Source organism: Lysobacter spongiicola DSM 21749, assembly GCF_900167055.1.
Taxonomy (GTDB): domain Bacteria; phylum Pseudomonadota; class Gammaproteobacteria; order Xanthomonadales; family Xanthomonadaceae; genus Novilysobacter; species Novilysobacter spongiicola.
In genome coordinates, this window is the sequence record NZ_FUXP01000008.1 from 12,121 (window position 1) to 32,817 (window position 20,697).

The 20,697-nt window shown below is 69.9% G+C and carries 18 protein-coding genes and 1 riboswitch; of the genes, 11 read left to right on the plus strand and 7 right to left on the minus strand.

Translation table 11 applies throughout. The annotated features are described in order from the left end of the window. Window positions 1-217 precede the first annotated feature (217 nt). Both proC and B5D37_RS10290 read left to right on the plus strand, forming a co-directional pair. Window positions 218-1,066, plus strand: coding sequence for a pyrroline-5-carboxylate reductase (gene proC, locus B5D37_RS10285; RefSeq protein WP_078758649.1), 849 nt, complete (start codon window positions 218-220; stop codon window positions 1,064-1,066). Between the two features lie 25 nt (window positions 1,067-1,091). Then, window positions 1,092-1,568, plus strand: a complete 477-nt coding sequence (locus B5D37_RS10290; protein ID WP_159447383.1) for a DUF4426 domain-containing protein — start codon at window positions 1,092-1,094, stop codon at window positions 1,566-1,568. 101 nt (window positions 1,569-1,669) lie between these two features. On the opposite strand, the gene B5D37_RS10295 is transcribed toward B5D37_RS10290, so the two are convergent. Continuing rightward, a complete protein-coding gene (locus B5D37_RS10295) occupies window positions 1,670-2,470 on the minus strand; it encodes a cobalamin-binding protein (RefSeq protein ID WP_234987812.1) in 801 nt (266 codons plus the stop codon). Continuing rightward, complete coding sequence (gene pdxH, locus B5D37_RS10300) at window positions 2,467-3,072, minus strand: pyridoxamine 5'-phosphate oxidase (RefSeq protein ID WP_078758652.1); 606 nt, start codon at window positions 3,070-3,072, stop codon at window positions 2,467-2,469. Before pdxH ends, B5D37_RS10295 begins: the two co-directional genes overlap by 4 nt. 73 nt (window positions 3,073-3,145) lie before the next feature. On the opposite strand from pdxH, the gene B5D37_RS10305 reads away from it, so the two are divergent. From B5D37_RS10305 to hemE, 4 genes are all read left to right on the plus strand, one after another. Then, window positions 3,146-3,700, plus strand: a complete 555-nt coding sequence (locus B5D37_RS10305; RefSeq protein WP_078758653.1) for a shikimate kinase — start codon at window positions 3,146-3,148, stop codon at window positions 3,698-3,700. Next, a complete protein-coding gene (gene aroB / locus B5D37_RS10310; RefSeq protein WP_078758654.1) occupies window positions 3,697-4,791 on the plus strand; it encodes a 3-dehydroquinate synthase in 1,095 nt (364 codons plus the stop codon). Before B5D37_RS10305 ends, aroB begins: the two co-directional genes overlap by 4 nt. 106 nt (window positions 4,792-4,897) lie before the next feature. Then, window positions 4,898-5,152 (plus strand): WGR domain-containing protein, encoded by a 255-nt coding sequence (locus B5D37_RS10315; protein WP_078758655.1) that lies wholly within the window; start codon window positions 4,898-4,900, stop codon window positions 5,150-5,152. Window positions 5,153-5,284: 132 nt separating this feature from the next. Further along, entirely contained in the window at window positions 5,285-6,358 is a 1,074-nt protein-coding gene (gene hemE, locus B5D37_RS10320) for a uroporphyrinogen decarboxylase (RefSeq protein WP_078758656.1), read from the plus strand. A 42-nt stretch (window positions 6,359-6,400) separates the two neighbouring features. On the opposite strand, the gene B5D37_RS10325 is transcribed toward hemE, so the two are convergent. Beyond that, window positions 6,401-9,994, minus strand: a complete 3,594-nt coding sequence (locus B5D37_RS10325) for a hybrid sensor histidine kinase/response regulator (protein WP_078758657.1) — start codon at window positions 9,992-9,994, stop codon at window positions 6,401-6,403. Between the two features lie 257 nt (window positions 9,995-10,251). Between B5D37_RS10325 and B5D37_RS10330 the strand changes: the two genes are divergently transcribed. Genes B5D37_RS10330 through B5D37_RS10340 form a run of 3 tightly spaced genes read left to right on the plus strand, consistent with a single transcriptional unit; the run spans window position 10,252 to window position 12,082 of the window. Continuing rightward, window positions 10,252-10,965 carry a YceI family protein gene (locus B5D37_RS10330; protein ID WP_143814268.1) on the plus strand — a complete coding sequence of 238 codons (714 nt, stop codon included), beginning with the start codon at window positions 10,252-10,254 and terminating at the stop codon, window positions 10,963-10,965. Next, entirely contained in the window at window positions 10,962-11,534 is a 573-nt protein-coding gene (locus B5D37_RS10335) for a cytochrome b (protein ID WP_078758659.1), read from the plus strand. Before B5D37_RS10330 ends, B5D37_RS10335 begins: the two co-directional genes overlap by 4 nt. Further along, entirely contained in the window at window positions 11,531-12,082 is a 552-nt protein-coding gene (locus B5D37_RS10340) for a YceI family protein (protein ID WP_078758660.1), read from the plus strand. The genes B5D37_RS10335 and B5D37_RS10340 overlap by 4 nt, the downstream gene beginning before the upstream one ends. Before the next feature lie 30 nt (window positions 12,083-12,112). Here the strand turns inward: B5D37_RS10340 and B5D37_RS10345 are convergent, their stop codons facing one another. Continuing rightward, window positions 12,113-12,379 carry a glutaredoxin family protein gene (locus B5D37_RS10345; protein WP_078758661.1) on the minus strand — a complete coding sequence of 89 codons (267 nt, stop codon included), beginning with the start codon at window positions 12,377-12,379 and terminating at the stop codon, window positions 12,113-12,115. A gap of 111 nt (window positions 12,380-12,490) precedes the next feature. Here B5D37_RS10345 and B5D37_RS10350 point away from each other — a divergent pair, with 111 nt between their 5' ends. Together B5D37_RS10350 and B5D37_RS10355 are read left to right on the plus strand one after the other, a co-directional pair. After that, window positions 12,491-13,882 (plus strand): L-serine ammonia-lyase, encoded by a 1,392-nt coding sequence (locus B5D37_RS10350; protein ID WP_078758662.1) that lies wholly within the window; start codon window positions 12,491-12,493, stop codon window positions 13,880-13,882. Between the two features lie 60 nt (window positions 13,883-13,942). Next, a complete protein-coding gene (locus tag B5D37_RS10355; protein ID WP_078758663.1) occupies window positions 13,943-17,011 on the plus strand; it encodes a ligand-binding sensor domain-containing diguanylate cyclase in 3,069 nt (1,022 codons plus the stop codon). A gap of 15 nt (window positions 17,012-17,026) precedes the next feature. On the opposite strand, the gene B5D37_RS10360 is transcribed toward B5D37_RS10355, so the two are convergent. From B5D37_RS10360 to metX, 3 genes are read right to left on the minus strand one after another with little or no spacing between them, the layout of a single operon-like run. Continuing rightward, window positions 17,027-18,133: a homoserine dehydrogenase family protein gene (locus tag B5D37_RS10360; RefSeq protein ID WP_078758664.1), complete on the minus strand. Its 1,107-nt coding sequence runs from the start codon at window positions 18,131-18,133 to the stop codon at window positions 17,027-17,029. Further along, entirely contained in the window at window positions 18,130-19,383 is a 1,254-nt protein-coding gene (gene metB / locus B5D37_RS10365; protein WP_078758665.1) for a cystathionine gamma-synthase, read from the minus strand. Before metB ends, B5D37_RS10360 begins: the two co-directional genes overlap by 4 nt. Further along, window positions 19,380-20,468: a homoserine O-succinyltransferase MetX gene (gene metX / locus B5D37_RS10370; RefSeq protein WP_078758666.1), complete on the minus strand. Its 1,089-nt coding sequence runs from the start codon at window positions 20,466-20,468 to the stop codon at window positions 19,380-19,382. The genes metB and metX overlap by 4 nt, the downstream gene beginning before the upstream one ends. A gap of 70 nt (window positions 20,469-20,538) precedes the next feature. Continuing rightward, window positions 20,539-20,660, minus strand: a riboswitch (SAM riboswitch). Between the last annotated feature and the right edge of the window lie 37 nt (window positions 20,661-20,697).

A 20,697-nucleotide genomic window follows, 5' to 3' on the forward strand; every position in this document is an offset into this window, starting at 1 on the left:
ATCGTGTGGCTTCTTTGTTTGTAGGAGCGGCTTCAGCCGCGATCCTGGAGTCGGCGCGGGCGAACCGATGTCCGATCGCGGCTGAAGCCGCTCCTACATCCGGGGCCGGGTTACATCCGCTGCACGGGCCGCGGGACGCGCGAGTGCCAGGCCGCTTTTGCGGCAACGTCGCGGCGGGGCTCTTACACTGGGGGCTGATCCGCATCGAGGTATCCCCATGAGCAATCCTTCCCCCAGCCCTTCCGCAGCCCCCGTGGTCGCCTTCATCGGCGGCGGCAACATGGCGCGGAGCCTGATCGGCGGGATGATCGCGCGCGGTGCGGAACCTTCCAGCGTGCGCGTGGCCGAGCCGGTGGATGCGCTGCGCGAATCCCTGCAGGCGGATTTCGGCGTGCGCTGCTTCGCCACCGCGGAGGAGGCCGTCGAAGGCGCTTCGGTCTGGCTGCTGGCGGTCAAGCCGCAGGTCATGCGCAGCGTCTGCAACACCCTGGCGCCGGTGGCGCAGGCCACCCGTCCGGTCGCCATCTCGGTGGCGGCCGGCATCACCGCGACCCAGCTGGCCGGCTGGCTGGGCGGCGACGTGCCGGTGGTCCGGGCGATGCCGAACACCCCCGCCCTGCTGGGCGCGGGCATCACCGGGCTGTACCCCAACGAACACGTCGACAAGGACCAGCGCAAGCAGTCGGGCGAGCTGATCGAAGCGGTCGGACCGGTGGTCTGGATCGACGACGAGGCACAGATGGATGCGGTTACCGCGGTGTCGGGCAGCGGGCCGGCCTATGTGTTCCTGTTGGCCGAGGCGATGCAGGCCGCGGGCGAGAAGCAGGGCCTCCCCGCCGAAACCGCGCGCAAGCTGGCCACCCAGACGCTGCTGGGCGCCTCGCGCATGCTGACCGAGCTCGGCGAGCCGGCCGCCGAACTGCGCCGCAAGGTCACTTCCCCCAACGGCACCACCCACGCCGCGATCGAGACCTTCGAGAAGGGCGGCCTGCGTGAGCTGGTGGACCGCGCCGTGACGGCCGCGGCCGATCGCGGTCGCGAGCTCTCGGCGGCCAACGGGGACTGACCGGATGGGCAGCGCGACGACCCGGATGACTTTTATTGCACGGACGGCAGGGGCGCTGCTTGGCCTCGCCATGCTCGCGGGCTGCGACGGGGGCCTCCCCCCGGTATCCACCCCGGTGGACGCACCGACGGAAGCGGTGTCCACGGTCGGCGACGCCACCGTGCGCGCGAGCGTGGTGACTACCGGCTCCCTGGGCCAGGCGGTCGCTGATCGCTACGGCATCGAACGCGGGGATGACATCGTCATGCTGCTGGTCGGCCTGCGCCGCGGCGAGGGTGCCGACGAGGTATCGGTGCCGGCACGGATAACCGCAACCGCCAGCGATCTGCGCGGGCAGCGCCACTCCATCGAGATGCGCGAGCTGCAGAGCGGCGAGCTGCTGGACTACGTCGGCACGTTGCAGGTCGACATGCCGGAGACCCTGCGTTTCGAGGTGCAGATCGTCCGCGAGGACGGCAGCAGCGAGCGCATGGAGTTCACCCGCGAGTTCAGCCGCCGGTAGCTCCGCCTGCTCCTGTAGGAGCGGCTTCAGCCGCGATCGGATGGTACGACCTTGCGCCGACTCCCTGATCGCGGCTGAAGCCGCTCCTACATGTCGGCGGATCAGGCGTGGCGTATGGCCCAGTCGCGGATGATCGCGGAGATGGCGCCGATGCCGTCGGTGAGGGCAGCCGGGCCCGGCTGCAGGATCATCGGCGACTTGATCTCGTGCAGCTCGCCGTCGCGGACCGCGGGGATCGCATCCCAGCCGGGGCGTGCCGCCACCTTCTCCGGCCGGAACTTCTTGCCGCACCACGAGCCCATGATGATGTCGGGTGCACGGCGCACCACTTCCATGGGGTCCTCGAGGATGCGCTGCTTTGCCAGCGACTCGGCGGCGCGTTCGGGAAAGATGTCGTCGCCGCCGGCGATGCGCACCAGCTCGGCCACCCAGCGGATACCGGTGATGGGCGGCTCGTCCCATTCCTCGAAGTAGACCTTCGGCCGGCGCGGCAGGCGCGCGGCGGCATCCTCGATGGCATCGAGCCCGGCCTCCAGCTGGCCGGCCCACTCGTCCGCGCGCGCAGACGCCCCCACCAGTGCACCCAGCCTGCGGATGTAATCGAGGATGCCATCCACGCTGCGGTGGTTGCTGATCCAGACCTCGACGCCGTGGCGCACCAGCTCGGCGGCGATATCGGCCTGCATGTCCGAGAAGCCGACCACGAAGTCCGGCTCCAGCTTCAGGATTTCGCCGATCTTCGCGCTCGTGAAGGCGCTGACCTTCGGCTTTTCCTTGCGCGCGATCGGCGGGCGCACGGTGAAACCGCTGATGCCGACAATCCGGTCCTGCTCGCCCAGCGCGTAGAGCACCTCGGTGGGCTCCTCGGTGAGGCAGACGATGCGTCGGGGGCCGCGGGTCACGGATAGAGCATCCGCTTGGACCATTCGCCGGCCGCATCCGACTGGTACAGCACGCGCTCGTGCAGCCGGAAGCCGGCGCCGTACCAGAACTCGATCGCCTCCAACCTCACGCGCAGGCCGGTCCAGCGGGCCGGGCGCGGGACGTCACGTCCGTCGAACTCCTGCTCGACCTGGGCGACGCGCTGCTCGAACCGCTCGCGCGATTCCAGCGTCTCCGATTGTTTCGATGCCCAAGCGCCGACCTGGCTGCCGCGCGGGCGGGAGGCGAAGTAGGCGTCGGCCTCCTCGTCGGCCACGATCTCGACGGGCCCTTCGATGCGCACCTGTACGCCCTCCTTCACCCGCGGCCAGTGGAACAGCAGCGCCGCGTGCGGGTTGGCCTGCAACTCGCGCCCCTTCCGCCCGTCCAGATGGGTGTAGAACACGAAGCCGCGCTCGTCGTGGGCCTTCAACAGCACGGTACGCACGGACGGACGCGCGTCCAGGGTCGCAGTGGCCACGGCCATGGCAGTGGGGTCGGGCTCACCCGCGACCCGCGCCTGCTGGAAGAGTTCGGCGAAGGTGGCGAGTGCTTCGGTCAGCAAATCATCGGTCTGGTTCATGGCTGCATTGTGGGGCGAACCACGGCGTCGCGCATCCCGCGACCGGTTGGACGCCCCGCCCTACAATTGCCCCATGAATCCTGCCGCCAACCTGATCCTGGTGGGCCCCACCGGCGCCGGAAAGTCCTGCATCGGCCGACGGCTCGCGGAGCACTACGGCCTGCGCCTGGTCGACCTGGACCGGGCGATCGAGCAATGCACCGGTGCTGCCATCCCCGTGATTTTCGATTGCGAGGGCGAGGCGGGGTTCCGCGTCCGCGAAAGCGCTGCACTGGCCGATGCGTTGTCGGAAAAAGGACCGGCGAAGAGCGGCATGGTGCTGGCCGTCGGCGCCGGCGCCGTACTGGACCAGGACAACCGGCGGATGATGCGCAAAGGCGGTTTCGTGGTGCACCTGCAGGCAACGCCCGACCAGCAACTGTCGCGCCTCGCACACGACACCACGCGCCCCTTGCTGCAGCGCGAGGATCGGGAGGCGGTACTGCAGGCGATGGCGGTGGAGCGTGGACCGCTGTACGCGGAGATGGCCGACCTGGCCTTCGATACCGGCGGACTCGACAGCGGCGCTGCCACGAAGGCCCTGTTGAAACGCCTCGACGAGGAATGGAAAAGGATGGAACCGGCATGACGGTAAGACGGGTGGAAGTCTCCGGCACCGTGCCCTATGCGGTCGAGGCTGGACCCGGTCTGCTTGCAGACGGCGAACGCCTGGCCCGGCATGTACGCGGCCGGCATGTGCTGCTGGTGAGCGACGGCAACGTGGCGCCGCTGTATGCCGACGGTGTGGAGGCGGCGCTGCTGGCCGCCCGGCCGCAACTGCAGATGGCCCGGATCGTGCTGCCACCGGGGGAGCAGGAGAAGACGCTGTCGCGGTTCGGCGAAGTGATCGACGCACTGGCCGGACTCGGCGCCACGCGCGATGCCACCGTGCTGGCACTGGGCGGCGGCGTCGTCGGTGACCTGGCGGGCTTCGCGGCGGCGTGCTGGATGCGGGGTGTCGACATCGTGCAGTTGCCGACCACCCTGCTGGCGATGGTGGATTCCTCGGTCGGCGGCAAGACCGCGGTGGACCTGCCCGCCGGCAAGAACCTGGTCGGGGCTTTCCATCCGCCGCGTGCGGTGATCGCCGATACCGCCACCCTGCGCACCCTGCCCGATCGTGAGCTGCGGGCGGGACTGGCCGAGGTGGTCAAGTACGGCGCGATCATGGATGCGGACTTCCTCGGCTGGCTGGAGGCCCACGCGGAGCGCCTGCTCGCGCGTGATAACGCCGCGCTGGCCGAAGCGATCGTGCATTCCTGCGCCTGCAAGGCTGCGGTGGTGGCGCGCGATCCACTGGAGCACGGCGAGCGGGCCCTGCTCAATTTCGGCCATACCTTCGGCCATGCCATCGAAACTGAGCAGGGATACGCGGGCGCCGGCGGCGGTCTGAACCACGGCGAAGCGGTGGCCGTCGGCATGGTGCTGGCCGCCCGGCTTTCCGCTCGGCTGGGGATGGCGCCCGATGCCGACGCCGACCGCTTGCAGCGACTGCTGGAGCGGCTGGGGCTGCCGGTGTCGTTGCCGCATGGCCTCGACGGTGGCGCCCTGCTGGCACGAATGCGCCTGGACAAGAAGGCGTCAGGCAGCGGGATCCGGTTGGTGCTGTGGGATCGCGCCGGCGCCGCGCGGCTGGTGGGCGATGTGTCGGACGAAGCCATCCTGACGGTGCTTTCGTAGGAGCGGCTTCAGCCGCGATCGTGGAACCGATGCGGGCGAGCAGGCATTCGATCGCGGCTGAAGCCGCTCCTACAGGGGCCTGGCGGCAGGCCTTACAATCTGCGGCATGCGATTGCTCCTTCAACAACGCCCCGAAGGGCCCGAGGCGCCTCGCTTCGTCCAGCTGATGCTGCAGCCGGACCTGCTGGGCGGCTGGGCGCTGGTCAAGGAAAGCGGTCAGATCGGCGGGCGCAGCCAGGTGCGCCGCGAGCAGTTCCTCGACCAGGAGAGCGCCCTGGTGGCCCTGGAGAAGGCACGCGACCAGCAGATCAAGCGCGGCTTCCAATTGATGTTCAGCCAGGGTACCAACGCCCGGCGCTGACGTGGCACCGGGCATCCACGCCCCGCCGCGGACAGTCTGTCCCGCACGCTGCCCGGCCCGACGCGCCCGGAAGCTTTAACATGCGCGCCGGGCGCCCCGAGGCGCAGCCCCCACCGCATCGAGGAACCCGCTTTGTCCAGCCAGCCCCGCAACGACCGTTTCCTGCGCGCCCTGCGTCGCGAGCCCGTGGACTGCACGCCGGTCTGGCTGATGCGCCAGGCCGGGCGCTACCTGCCCGAGTACCGCGCCACCCGCAAGCAGGCCGGCAGCTTCCTGGCGATGGCGAAGAATCCGGAGCTGGCCTGCGAGGTCACGCTGCAGCCGCTGCGCCGGTTTCCGCTGGATGCGGCGATCCTGTTCTCCGACATCCTGACCATCCCCGATGCGATGGGGCTGGGCCTGTACTTCGTCGAAGGCGAAGGCCCCAAGTTCGAGCGCCCGGTCCGCAACGCCGGGGACATCGCCAAGCTGGCGGTCCCCGACATGGGTTCGGAACTGCGCTACGTCATGGACGCCGTGTCGACCATCCGCCGCGAGCTCGACAACTCGGTTCCGTTGATCGGCTTCTCCGGCAGCCCGTGGACGCTGGCGTGCTACATGGTCGAGGGCGGCGGCAGCAAGGATTTCGCCCGGGTCAAGGCACTGGCGCTCAACGATCCGGCGGCCATGCACCAGTTGCTGGGGGTGGTCACCGACGCGGTCATCGCCTATCTCTCCGCGCAACGCGCAGCCGGCGCGCAGGTGCTGCAGGTGTTCGATACCTGGGGCGGCGTGCTGTCGCCTGCGATGTACCGCGAATTCTCGCTGCGCTACCTGCAGCGCATTGCCAGGGAGCTGGAGCGCGGTGATGGTGTGGAGCGCGCACCGCTGATCCTGTTCGGCAAGGGCAACGGCGCCTACGTGGCGGAGCTTGCCGACACCGGGACCGATGCGGTCGGCGTGGACTGGACCATCGAGCTGGGCGAGGCCGCGCGGCGCAGCGGTGGCAAGGTCGCGCTGCAGGGCAACCTCGACCCGGTGACACTGTATGCGAGCCCGGATGCCATCCGCCGCGAAGTCGGCCGCGCACTGGACAGCTACCGCGACGGCAATGGCGGCTCACGCGAGGGCCACGTGTTCAACCTCGGCCACGGCATGTCCCCGGACATGGATCCCGAGCACGTTGCGGTGCTGGTGCAGGCTGTTCACGAGCTCAGCGCCCGCTGACGACGGCCGTCGCCGCAGGTCCGCCCTGCAGCGACACGCAGGTTACGGAGCCTCGGCGACCACGGGAGTGGCCGCCTGCTCCGACAACCGCCGCATCAGGCTGCGCAGGGTGGCCCCGGTAACGGGCTTGCGCAGGAAGTGGTCGAAGCCTGCTGCCATGGCCTCCGGCTCCGCGTCGGCGTCGGCCCGCGCGGTGATCGCGACAAGTGGGGCCATGAATCCCAGCGTCCGCAGTTGACGCGCCAGCGCCACGCCGTCCAGGCCGGGCAGGTCGAGGTCGAGCAGTGCGAGGTCGAAGGCCGCGGTAGACGCCTCCGCCAGTGCGGCCAGTCCATGACCGGCATGGACCACCCGATGCCCCTGGGCGCGCAGCAGCCCGGCAATGACCTCGGCGACGGTGCGGTCGTCCTCCACCAGCAGGATCACGTGTGTCCGTGCCGAAGGTAGCGGTTCCGATTGCTCGGTGACCGTTTCGACGGGGCGCTCCGGCAGCGGCACATGGGCGAGTGGCAACCGCACCTCGAACCGCGTCCCCACCCCGGGGCTGCTCTCCACGCCGATCTCTCCACCCATTGCCGCGGCCAGCTCCTGGCAAATCGCCAGTCCCAGTCCGCTGCCCCCGTAGCGGGCTGCCGTGCGCGCGCCGTCCGCCTGCTCGAAGCGCTGGAACAGCCGGGTCAGTTGCTCCTCGTTGAGACCGGGGCCGGAATCGATCACCCGCAGGCGCAAGCCGTGCGGCACCGGGATACCTTCGCCGTCGACGGAAGGCCGGCAACCTGACACCTCGAGCCGCACGTGCCCGCGTTCCGTGAACTTGATGGCATTGCCAAGCAGGTTGAGCAGGATCTGGCGCAGCCGCACCGGGTCGCCGCGCAGGCCGTGCGGGGCGTCGTCCAGGTCCACCTCGAACGCCAGCCCCTGCGCCCGGGCAAGCGGCGACATCAGCGCCACCACCTCATCCAGCAGCAAGCGCAGGTCGAACGCTTCATCGGCCAGGTCGAGCTTTCCGGATTCGATCCGTGCCAGATCCAGGGCGTCGTTCACCAGCCGGAGCAGGTGCTCTCCGGCACCACGGACGGCATCGGCGTAGCTGCGCTGCAGCGAGTCAAGCGGCGTGCCCAGCAGCAGTTCGGTCATGCCCAGCACGCCTGTCATCGGCGTGCGCACTTCGTGGCCAAGCGTCGCCAGGAATCGGGTCTTGGCCAACGAGGCTTCGCGCTCGACCTCGCGCTCGTGCTCGATCCGTTGCCACGCCTGCCGCCTCGCAAGCCGCGCGCGATAGAGGTCCGCGGCCCACCACAGCAGCAGGGCCAGCGCGGCGAGGAATCCCATCAGCGCGGCCTGCGACCGCCACCAGGGTGGCTGCACTTCGAAGTGGAGCACCTGCTCGGCGGCCGCGTTGCCTGCCGCATCGACGCCGCGCGCATGCAGCGTGTAGCGACCGGGCGCCAGACCGGTGAACACCCGCTCCCCTTGCGCGCCATGGGCGACCCAGCCCGGGTCGTAGCCCTCCATGCGGGTGTAGTAGCGGATGCCGCCTGGATCCTCGAACGCCAGCAGGCGCAGGCCGACGCGCAACTCGCGATCCTCCGGCGAGAGGCTCGCCGCGAGCGGGTCGAGCGGCTCCCAGCGACCGCCCCGGCGGACCTCGATGCGATCCCAGTGCATTGCCGGCTGGCGCGCCGGCGGGTCGTCGGCCAGCGTGTCCAGCAGCAGGAGCCCGCCGTCGGCAAGCGCGGCCGCCAGCACCCCGTCGCTGCCGATCGCCAGCGCGTTGTGCACGAACTCCTGGCTGCCGAGGCCATCGGCGAGGCCGAAGCGCCGCAACCGTGTGGTCGCCGGATCCCATCGGTAAAGACCGCGAAGGCTGGCGAGCCAGACCCGATGGCGGGGGTCGACCACCAGTCCGGACCCTTCCACCGCCGGGATGCCCGCGCCGTGCCCGACGACCGCGTCGGACACCCAGCCGTCCCCGCTCCGCCGATAGCCGTGCAGGCCGGACAGCGTCTGGAGCCAGAGCGCGTCCGGCCCATCGAAGGCCAGGCCGAATACCCGGTCATCGATATCGATACCCGCCACCGGGACGAACCGGTCCAGCGAGGCGTGCCAGCGCGCGACGCCGTGGCCACCCGCGACCCACGGCCTGCCAGCTCCGTCGAACGCGATCGCTTCCAGGTCGCCCAGGCCGAGCCCTTGGCCCGCCCCGGCCAGGATGGTGCGAAGCACCCGGCCGTCCTCCGGATCACGCTGCTGGAGGCCGGCGCCGGCGCTCGACAGCCAGAGAGTGCCATCGGGCGCCAAGGCCATCAGGTCGACCTGCCCGCCGAGGGTGGCATCCCAGGGGCTGGTCGCGGTCCATTCGCGCACTTCGGTGGTGGCGGGATCCAGCCTCAGCAGCTCGCCGCGGCCGCCGGTGCCGATCCACAGTCGGCCTTGAGCGTCCTCCGCCGCGGAAAGGGTCGACCGCCCATCCATCCGCGCGGCCAACGCCTCGTCCATCGGCCGGATGTCGCCGGAGGCGTCCATGAAGTCCAGTTCGCCGCGGCCACCCAACAACCAGCGGCCACCCGCGCCGGCATTGGCGATGCCGCGGTAGAGGTCGCTGGTCAGGCCGCCCTGCCCGCGCTTGAACCGGGCCAGGCGGCGCCAGTCCGGCCGCAGGTAGCCCGCCCCGACCCCGCCCACCGGTACCCACAGCGCACCATTGTCCTGGCGCAGGATCTGCTGCAGGGCCAGCACCGGCCCATCCGCGCCGAGCGACACCGGGAAAGGAACCCGTCCCGGCTCCGCGCGCCAAAGGTGGCGCTGGCTGGCGAGCCAGTAGGCGTCGCCATCGGCCACCACCGAGAACACGGCGTTGCCCGCGGCGAACATGTCCGACCACGGCGGCTGGCTCCACGCCCCCCCGCCCGAGCGACGGAACAGGCCGGTGCGCGATCCGACCCATACGCCGTCGCCTTCGACGCTGATCGAATAGACCATCGGCGCCGGCGCCTCGCCCGGCAGCGGCACCCGGTCGAACGCCCTGCCGTTCCACATCGCCAGCCCCGCCGTGGTGCCGGCCCAGAGTCGGTCGCGGCTGTCGCAGGCCAGCGCGAGCACGGTGGTCGCGGGCAGGCTCGAAGCATCGCCCTCCACCGGCCCGAAGCGCTCGATCTCGTCGCCTTCGGGTCCCGGCCCGGGAAGCAGGCGGTGCAGGCCGCCGCCGAAGGTGCCGAACCAGAGCGCGCCGCCACAACTGGTGATCGCCCATACCTCGTCGCTGCCCATTCCGGGGTGGGAGTCGGTGCGGTAGTGCCGGAAGCCGTTGCGGCGGTCGTCCATCACGCTCAGGCCGCGCGCTTCGGTGGCGACCCAGATCCGGTTCCGTGGGTCGACATGTACCGCGGTGACGACGTTTCCCGGCAGGGCGGAGGGGTCGGCCGGGTCGTGGCGCCACGACATGATCTCAGCGCCGTCATGCCGCGCCAGTCCGTCGGTCGTCGCCAGCCAGACGTAGCCATCGCGGTCTTCAACGATGCCGTTGACGGTGCTCGAAGGCAGCCCGTGGGCAACGCCGACATGGCGCACGCTCGGCAACTCGGGCACGCCGGCAAACGCCACGCCGATACCCAGCATCAACGGCAACGCGCCCATGGCACACCACCTGGCGAACCTCGATCCTTCCCTGGTCACAACGCTCCTCCCTCCAGGCGCCGCGCGGGCGCTGGTGCGCGCAAGGCTCGGTGATCCGGCCGCGAGAGGCAAGTCGACCCACCCCACCCTTGCAACGCGGCGTTGCGGCCCATGCGGCCGTAACCGGCACGGATGGGCCTAGAATCGACCCGATGACCGCTGACCGTTCACGCTCCTTCGCCAGCCATCGGTTCGCCTGGCCCACCGTGCTGGCGGCCATGCTGCTGGCATCGCCCTGCGCGCCTGCCGTGGCCGGCGATCCGGTGGCGTGGCGGCTGGATCCGGTGCATACGCGGGTGATGTTCGCCGTCTCCCACGCAGGCTTCTCCAACGCCATCGGCACGATCTCGGGCAGCGAAGGCACTTTGCTGTTCGACCCGGAAGACCTCTCCTCGGCACGGCTCGAAGTGTCGGTGCCGCTGGACCGGCTGGACCTGGGAGACGATGCCTGGAACCGCGCGGCGCTCGGCAGCCGCCTGCTCGACGCCGTCGATCACCCGCGGGCTGAGTTCCGATCCAGCACCGTCCAGCCCCACGACGACTCGAGCGCGACCCTGTGTGGCGAACTCACGCTTCGCGGCATCTCGGCGCCGCTGTGCCTGGAGGTGAAGGTCAACGATGTGCGCCGCCATCCGATGCCGCCGTTCCGCCGCACTGCCGGCTTCTCCGCCGCCGGCGTGCTCAGCCGCAGCGACCACGGCGTGGACGGGTGGGGCTCGATGATCGGCGACGAGGTCGAGCTGCGCATCGAGGCCGAAGCGGTGCGGAGCCGGGGCGCGGCAGCGGCTTTCGAACCTGATGCTTCCGAACCCGGTGCTCCCGAACCCGGCGCTCCCGAAGCCGATGTGCCGACTGCCGAACAGCCCACCGACGTGGAGTCCGGCATGCGGTCGGACGAACCCACACCACCAGAGGCGACGCCAGACCCATGAGCCTGAAGAACCCGGGCGACCGCTGGGGCCCTGTCAGCCAACTGCTGCACTGGTTGATCGTCCTGCTGCTCGTCGCCGTCGCCACCATCGGGCTATTGCTGGACAGCCTGCCGCGGTCGCCCTCTTCGTTCTGGGTGTATGACCTGCACAAATCACTGGGACTGACCCTGCTGCTGCTCGCGGCGCTGCGACTGGGCTGGCGCTGGTTCGCGGGGGCACCGCGGCCGCTGCCGGGCACGCCGCGCTGGCAGGCGAGGATCGCCTCGACCACGCACGCGCTGCTCTACGCGATGATCTTCGCCATGCCGCTGTCAGGCTGGCTGTACGATTCGGCGAACGGTCTGCGGCCCTTGCGCTGGTTCGGCGTGGTGCGAATGCCCAAGCTCACCTCGCCCGACCAGGACCTGGCGGAACTGGCGATCAGCGCCCACGAGTGGCTGTTCTGGGTCCTCGTTCTGCTGGTCACCGCGCACGTGGCCGCGGCGCTCTACCACCATGTGTTCCTGCAGGACGCGACGCTGCGGCGCATGCTGCCCGGCCGCGGCCGCACTTCCGGAGATGTGCCATGAAGCCTGTCCTGCCCCTGTCCGCGTGCCTGCTTGCGCTGGCGATGTCGCACGTCCATGCCGCCGATTACGTGCAGGCGCCGGGTTCCACCCTCGCGTTCGCCACCAGCTACGAGGGCGAAGTCTTCAGCGGCCACTTCGGCCGGTTCACCACGACGGTCAGCTTCGACCCGGCTCGCCCTGCCGATGGAAAGCTGGACGTGGTCATCCCGCTTGCCAGCGCCAGCACCGCCAACCCGGACCGCGACGAGACCCTGCAGGGGCCGGACTTCTTCGACAGCGAAAGATTCCCGCAGGCGCGATACACCGCAAGTGGCTTCCGCGACCTGGGCGATGGCCGCTACGCCACCGACGGCATGCTGACGCTGCGCGGGGTCAGCGAGCCGGTGACGCTCACCTTCAACTGGACGGACGGCGCGACCCCGGTGCTGGAGGGCAAGGCAACCGTGCAGCGGCTGCGCTTCAATGTTGGCGGTGGCGACTGGGCCGACGTGTCGCTCATTCCCGATCCGGTGGCCGTCAGCACCCGCGTCAACCTGCGCCCCAAGTAGCGCCTGCTCCCGGGCGCGGCAGCGCGCGACTCAGCTGCGCTTCGAGATGAATCCACGAACCGCCGCGGCATCGAAGGGCCAATCCAGCTCGAGGCCGAGCGTCGGGTCGCTCAGCACCGGCACCCGGATGCCATAGCGCTCCTCAAGCGCCTCGTCGCCGTCGATGAACACGCTCTCGAACTCCGGCGTGCGCACCTCGGCCAGCACCTCCAGGGCCAGGTCGCACAGGTGGCAATCGTCACGCTGGAACAGGACCAGGCGGCTGTCGCCGACGGCGTTGATGGCGGGTTCATCCATGTGCTGCAAAAGCCCTGAAGGCGAACGCGTGGCCCCGTAGAATACGCCGCAGCCGCGCGGGCCCGCGCGCAGATCATCAATAGCCGACACGGTCGGTGGGAGTCGTGCCTGGTGGCCGTGAGTTGTTTCGACCTGTTCAAGATCGGCATCGGGCCGAGTTCCTCTCATACCGTGGGGCCGATGCGTGCGGCCGCGCGCTTCGTCGAGCGCTGGCTGGTGGAGGGCGGCGACGGCAATGGCAGCGACCTGGCCTGTACCACCCGTGTCCGCGCGGAGGTGTTCGGCTCGCTGGCCTTGACCGGCCGCGGGCACGGCACCGACAAGGCTGTGCTGATGGGGCTGGAAGGCCATTGGCCGGACCGGATCGACCCCGACATCATCCCGGCGTCGCTGGAGCGAATCCGCTCGGAGAAACGCATCCGCCTGCTGGGACGCCACGAGATCGGCTTCGACGAGAAGCACGACCTCATCATGAACAAGCGCCAGAAACTGCCGTTCCACACCAACGGCATGCGCTTCACCGCTTTCGATGCCGCGGGCGAAGTGGTCGCTACGCGCGACTACTACTCCGTCGGCGGCGGCTTCGTGGTCAACCAGGACGAGGCCGCCGAGGACCGGATCGTCGCCGACACCACCGAGGTGCCCTACCCCTTCATGTCGGGCGATGAACTGCTGCGCCAGGTGGCCGACCACGGCATCACCATCGCCGAGCTGATGTACGCCAACGAACAGGTCTGGCGCACCCGCGAACAGATCGACGCCGGACTGGATGAGATCTGGGTGGCGATGAAGCAGTGCGTCGAGCGTGGCATCCAGTCCGGCGGCACGCTGCCCGGGGGCCTGCACGTGACCCGCCGCGCGCCCTTGTTGCACGCCGAACTGGTGGAGCGCCCCGGCGCCGAGGACCCGCTGACCATGCTGGACTGGGTCAACCTGTTCGCACTGGCGGTGAACGAGGAAAACGCGGCCGGCGGACGCGTGGTGACGGCTCCGACCAATGGCGCGGCCGGCATCATCCCGGCGGTGCTGCACTACTACGACCGCTTCATCCCCGGCGCGAGCGCGCAGGGCGTGCGCGACTTCCTGCTGACAGCCGCCGCGGTCGGGATCCTCTACAAGGAGAACGCCAGCATCTCCGGCGCCGAGGTCGGCTGCCAGGGCGAGGTGGGCGTGGCCTGCTCGATGGCGGCCGCCGGGCTCACCGCGGCACTGGGCGGCAGCCCTAGCCGGATCGAGAACGCCGCCGAGATCGGCATGGAGCACAACCTGGGGCTGACCTGCGACCCGATCGGCGGACTGGTGCAGATCCCGTGCATCGAGCGTAACGCCATGGGCTCGGTCAAGGCCATCAACGCCAGCCGGATGGCCATGCGGGGCGATGGCAAGCACAAGGTCAGCCTGGACAAGGTCATCAAGACCATGCGCGACACCGGCAACGACATGAAGGACAAGTACAAGGAGACCAGCCGGGGTGGGCTGGCGGTCAACGTCATTGAATGTTGACGGTTTTGTGGCACGGTAGTTGCACGGGCAGGGGGGATCGAGCGAAACCCGGAGCCCCCATTGCGAATCCTTGCCGCCCTGCTGGTCCTGTCCTGCGCCCTGTGGCCGTGGGCTGCCCACGCCCTGGAGCCTGACAAGGCATTCCACCACTACGTCCGCACCGACCGCTCCATCCAGCATGGCCTGCCGCAGATCAGCGTGCAGGCGATCACCCAGGGCGGCGATGGCTACCTGTGGGTGGGCACGCAGGCCGGGCTGGCCCGCTTCGACGGCGTCCGCTTCACCTCCTTCACCCCCGACAACAACGACCAGTTGCCGGGCGCATGGATCCGGGCCCTGCACACCGCGCGCGACGGGCGGGTCTGGGTCGGCAGCTACAAGGGCGCGGCCGTACACGACGGTACTGGCCTGAAGGCCGTTCTGGCAGCCGATCCCGCCGCCTGGCCGTCGCTCGACATCTACGACATCACCGACGATGCGGCCGGCAACCTGTGGGTGGCCACCACCTCGGGGCTGTTCCAGCTGCGCAACGAACGTTTGCACCTGGTCGAAGAATCTTCCGCTGCGACATTCTCGCTGCTGGCCCACGACTCCGACCTCTGGGTCGGCGTCCAGGGCGGGGTGCGCCGGTTGTCCGGCGGCCGCTGGACAGACCGGCCGCTGCCGGCCGGCGTGGATTCGGCGGTGCGGCGGCTGGTCTATGCGCAGGGACGCCTTTGGGCAGCCACTGGCGTGGGTCTGTTCACATTGGAAGACAGCGGCTGGGTGGCGTTCGATTCGCCGTCGCCGCTACGGGACACGCCGGTGGAGATGCTCTTCACCGACCGCGACGGCAACCTCTGGGCCGGCGGTGACAGCGGCCTCATCCGGATCCGCGAGCGGCAGCTGGTGGAGTCGATCGCGCCCGGTGACCCGGGCGCCCTGGCGGGATTGCGCTCGGCCTACGAAGACCGCGAAGGAAACCTGTGGCTGGGCAGCCAGTGGGACGGCCTGGTCCGCTTTTCCGACAGCTGGACCCGCCGCTACAGCTCGGCCGAAGGGCTCAACGATCCGATCGTCTGGTCGGTCGCACCCGATCCCGACGGCCAGCGCGCCTGGGTTGGCGGCAACGACGGCGTCAGCATCCTGGAGGACGGGCGCTTCAACCTGTCGGTCCCCGGCAGCGCCCTGCCCCATCCCCAGGGTTACAACCTGCTGGCCGAGGAAGACCGTCTATGGATCGGCACCCGGCACGGGCTGGTGTTCGTCGACCACCGTGGTCCACGCGCCGGGCAGGTGCAGCAGCCGCCGCTGCTTGCGCCAATGGCGGATACGCAGATCAACGGCATCGTCCGCGACGACGACGGCCGGCTCTGGGTCGCCACCACCCGCGGGCTCTTCACCGAGATCGACGGCAGGTTCGTAGCCTACGGCGAGCCCGAAGGCCTGGCCGACCCGCGCGTGCGCTTTTTCCTGCGAGGCGCGGACGGCACCGTCCACGCCGGCACCCAGGGCGGGCTGTTCAGCCTGCGCGGCGGCAGGTTCGTGGAGCGGGGCCGGGATACCGGTTTGCCGCCGGGCCAGGACATCACCGCGATCCTCGAACGCGACGATGGCTCGCTGGTCGTCGGCACCCTGGCCGACCGCATCTATTTCCAGCATGACGGACGTTGGGTCCGGCTGGACGAATCGGTGGGCATGCCCGCCAACTCTCCGTTCTTCATGAGCGAGGACAGCGGCTACCTGTGGGTGGCGGGCATCCGCGGGATCAGCCGGGTTCCCGCGCAGGACCTCGCGGCGCTGGCCACGGGACGCATCGACAAGGTGCGCGGCGAGATGTTGCTCAACGAGCGCGGCGATCCGATGAGTGGCCAGCAGGGCTATTGCTGCAACGGCGCGGGCAACTCCAAGGGATTCGTTCGCGATGGCACCCTGTGGCTGCCCACGCGCGACGGCGTGGTGGCGATGGAGGAGGCGTCCATCGAAACCAACACCGTGCCGCCGCAGATGGCGATCGAGCGCGTGCAGGTTGGCGAGCAATGGCACCCGGCCTCCACCCTGGAAGGCCACGAGTTCGAGGCCAATGAGCGCGACCTGGCCTTCGAATTCACCGTGCTCAGCTTCCGCGACCCCAAGAGCACGCAGCTGGAATACCGCCTGGTGGGGTACGACGACGCGTGGCGTGCGGTGGATCCGCTCAACCGGAGCACCCGCTTCACCAATCTACCGCCCGGGGACTACGTGCTCGAGGTGCGTGGTCGCAACGATGCCGGCATCGCCGCGGCCGACGTTGCCAGCCTGTCCTTCGGCATCCTGCCCCGCTTCCACGAGACCCTGGTGTTCGCCCTGCTGCTGGTGCTGCTCGCACTCCTGCTCGCCTATGGTGCCTATCGCTACCTGCAGCGGCGATACCGTTTGCAGCGCGAGGCACTCGAGCAACTGGTGCAGCAGCGCACCCGTGCCCTGGCCGCGGCCAACGCGCGCCTGCAGGAGGCCAGCCAGACCGATCCGTTGACCGGCCTGCGCAACCGCCGCTACATGGCCAGCCAACTGCCGGTGGACCTGGCCTTCTACGACCGCGAGACCGCGCAGAACGGCGACCGCGGGGAGGTCATGGTGTTCGCCCTGGTCGACATCGACCATTTCAAGCCGGTCAACGACGAGCATGGCCACCACGTCGGCGATCGCGTCCTGCAACAGTTCGCGCAGGTGCTGACCGGGCTGGTGCGGACCGGCGACTACGTGGTGCGCTGGGGTGGCGAGGAGTTCCTGCTGGTGTTCCGGCCGATGCCACCCGAGCACCTGGCGACGCTCGGCGAACGCATCCGCGCAGCCGCGGCCAACCACGTCTTCGAGATCGGCGGCGACCGCACGCTGCGGCTGACCTGCTCGGTGGGCCTGGCCGAATACCCGCTGTTCCGTGGCCAGGGCCAGGGACAAAGGCCGAGCTGGGAAATGATGGTGGACCTTGCGGACAAGGCGCTCTACTACGTCAAGACCCGCGGGCGCGATGGCTGGGCGGCGTTCCGCCCGACCGCGAAAACCAATGCGGACACGCTGCTGCGCGACCTGCAGGGCGGGCCGGAGCCGCTGTTGGCCGAGGGGCGGCTGCAGGTGCTGGGCAGCATGGATCCGCCGGATATCGGCTGACCCCCGCGGTTTTCTTCAATGGTGCGATGCCGGTCCGCGGATGATGCGGAGCATGTCGTCGACCAGGGCCGCCGCCGTGACCGCCGCGCCCGCGCCCGGACCCTGGATCACCAGGGGCTGCCCCCGGTAACGGTCGGCCTCGATGGCCAGCCGGTTGTCGGTGCCGGCTCCGGCAGCAAGCGGATCGTCCGCGGCCAGCGCCTCCAGTCCGACGCGGGCACAGCTTTGATCCAAGCGCGCCACGAAGCGCAGGCTGCAGCCGCTTTTGCGCGCATCGGCGAATCGCGCACGCATGTCCCCATCGAGCATCGCCAGCGATGCGTCGACCTCGCCCTGTGCAAGTCGCGCCAGCGCCTGCGGCACCAGCGACTCCACCCGGACGTCGTGCTCCTCCAACTCGTGGCCGGCGCTGCGGGCGAGGATCAGGATTTTCCGCCTCACGTCCTCGCCGGAGAGGTCCTCCCGCGGGTCCGGCTCGGTGTAGCCGGCGTGCCGCGCCTGGCGGACGAATCCGGAAAAGGGGCGCAGCCCGTCGTAATGGTTGAACAGCCAGGCGAGGGAACCCGACAGCACGCCGGCGATGCCAAGGATGCGGTCGCCACCTGCGACGAGCTCCCGGATGCTGCGGATCAATGGCAAGCCCGCACCGACGGTCGCTGCGTCTCCATAGACCGCGCCGCCGCGATCGGCCGCCGCGCGGATCGACCGCCAGCGCTCCAGCGAGGTGCCCTGCCCCAGCTTGCACGCGGTGACCACGTGGATGCCCGCGGCAAGCCACTCCGCGTGCCGGGCCGCGATCGCGTCGCTGGCGGTTGCATCGATGATGATGCGCAACCCGTCGTGCCCGAGCGCTTCCGGTACCTCCGGCAGTGCGCCCGCCGCGATCGCCTGCCCCCGAACCCGTTCGCCTGCGTCGGTCGGCCGCAGTCCGGCGCGGTCGCTGATGCACGCCCGCGAATTGCGGACATGGACGAGCGACCACCCACCTCCGGGTACCCGCCCGAGTTGCTCCAGCCGGGCCAGCACTTCGCCGCCTACGTTGCCGGTACCCAACAGCGCCAGCCGCGCCGGGGGTGCAGCGGCGCTCGATGTCCGTGGCACGGCTTGGACGGCGACGTTCAACGTGGTGTCCCCGGCACGCGCGACCGGGCCATCGCGGCGCGCTGAAGCGCATCGGACAGGTCATCGAGCAGGTCCGATACATGCTCGATGCCAACCGACAACCGCAGCAGGCCATCGCCGATGCCGGCTGCGGCCCGCGCATCCGGTGACATCGCGGCATGGGTCATGGTCGCCGGGTGCGCCACCAGGCTTTCCACGCCTCCCAGCGACTCGGCCAGGGTGAAGCAGCGCAGGCCGTCCAGGAAGGCACGGACCGCCCGCTCGCCACCGTCGATCTCCACGCTCAGCATCGCGCCGAAGCCGCTCTGCTGGCGCGCCGCGATGACGTGTCCGGGGTGGTCGGGCAGCCCTGGATAATGCAGGGCACGCACCGCCGGATGCCCGTCGAGCAGCCCGGTGATCGCCAACGTGTTCTCCTGGTGCACGCGCAACCGGGCGTCGAGCGTACGCAGCCCACGCAGGGTCATGAAGCTGTCGAACGGCGCGCCGGTGATACCCAGGCAGTTCGCCCACCAGCCCAACCGCTCTTGCAGTTCGGGCCGCCGCGCCACCACCGCTCCGCCCACCACGTCGCTGTGGCCGTTGATGTACTTGGTGGTGGAGTGCACCACCACGTCGGCACCGAACGTGATCGGCTGCTGCAAGGCCGGCGACAGGAACGTGTTGTCGACCACGGCAACGGCACCGGCCGCGTGCGTGGCCTGGATGACGGCGTGCAGGTCGGTGATGCGGAGCAGTGGATTGGAGGGCGTCTCGATCCACACCACCGCGGGGCGCCGCGCCAGCGCTCCAGCCAGCGCATCGGGATCGGTCAGGTCGACGGTGTCCAGCTCGAACGCACCCTTGGCGGCCAGCGCATTGAACAGGCGCCAGCTTCCGCCATAGCCATCGTGCGGGACGACCAGGCGGTCCCCCGGTTGCAGCAGTGCATGCAGCACGAGGGAGATCGCCGCCATGCCGGTGGCGGTCACTACGCCGCCGCATCCGCCCTCCAGTTCGGCCAGCGCCTCCGCCAGCAGGTCTCGGGTGGGGTTGCCGCTGCGGGTGTAGTCGTAGGTCCGCTTCCGGTCGAAGCCGGCGAAGCTGAAGTTGGACGACAGCACCAGGGGCGGAGTGACCGCACCGAAAGCGGAGTCGCGGTCGATACCGGCGCGCACCGCGACGGTGGATCGATGCCGATCGGCAGCGGGCGGGTGACCGGCACGGGGATCCCGGTCGGCGCGGCTCACGGGAGGGACGACAGCGCTCATGCCACCTCCTCCGCGCCCGGTGCGCCGGCCAGCGACTCCACGAGCACGTCGGCGACGGCGGCATGTTCCTTCAGGAACGCGTCGTGGCCGAAGCGCGAATGCAGGATCCGCAGGCGGGCGCCCGATGGCAGGTCCTCCACCAGCTCGCAGGCATCGGCGAGCGGCACGATCCGGTCATCCGCCACCGCCACCACCGTCACCGGAACGTCGATCTGTCGGGGATCCACGTCCTGCAGGTCGATGGACTCCGACAGGCGGGTGAAGGCGACCGGATGGACCTTGTCGGCATAGATGGCGCCGCAGTGGTCGAGGTAGTCCTCGGCGTCGACCCGCACCGCACCGTTGACCACGGTCGCGCCGCCGAACCGCAGCTGGAACTCCTCGGGGGTGCGGTAGCCGAGCATCGCCAGTTGCCGCGCGAGCGCCAGCCCGTGCGAACCGTCGCACTGCAGGGCACCCAGCGCCACCGCCCTTCGCTGCAAAGCGCGCGCCGCGCTCGCGTAGGGATGTGGCCGGTGGCAGCCGCTGATCGCGACCAGGCGCCGCAGCCGCGCCGGGTGCAGCGCTGCGAACTGAAGGCCTACCATCGCTCCATACGAACACCCGACGAACGCGTCCAGCCGGTGCACGCCGAGGTGGTCAAGCAAGGCGGCGACCGCCTCGGCCTGGTCCGCCGGGTCGATCGGCAGGTCGAGTGACCCATCGCTTCCGATCCAGTCGAAAGACAGCACGCAACGATGCCGTGGATCCAGCGCGCGCCCCGGGCCGCATTGGGCATCCCACCAGCCGGCCTGTGGGAACGCACGGGAACCGGCCACGTGGCGGTCTGCGGAGATGCCGCCGGCGACGAGGACGACCGGTGCGGACAAGGTCCCGATGAACTCGTAGTGCAGCGCCAGGGTGCGGCTGCCGCCATGGCGCAGGGTCAGCGTCAGGTCCATCACGCCGCGTCGTGCGTCCGCCTCCGCCGGCTCCGGATCGATGCTGACGCCGGTGGGGGAAGCGGGCACGTCGCTGTCGACAAAGCCGTCGAGCACGATGCCGGCGGGGGTGTGGCAGGTGGGGGAGGGAATCTGAAGGCTCATGTCGGGCGTCCGGTAGTGGCGGGAGCCATCGAGCCAACGGATGCGCACGCACGCCTGGAGCGCGCACGGACACCCATCTTCCGGAGACCGGCGCACCGGTCATCCGCAGGAATTGGCACCTTCGCACCGCTTGCGCGGTGCTGGGTTGCCCCGGCTTCAAAGGGCCTGTCCCTCAGCCGGTCTCGATGGATGGCCGCAGTCTGCACGAGCCTTTCCGGTGGTGTCAATC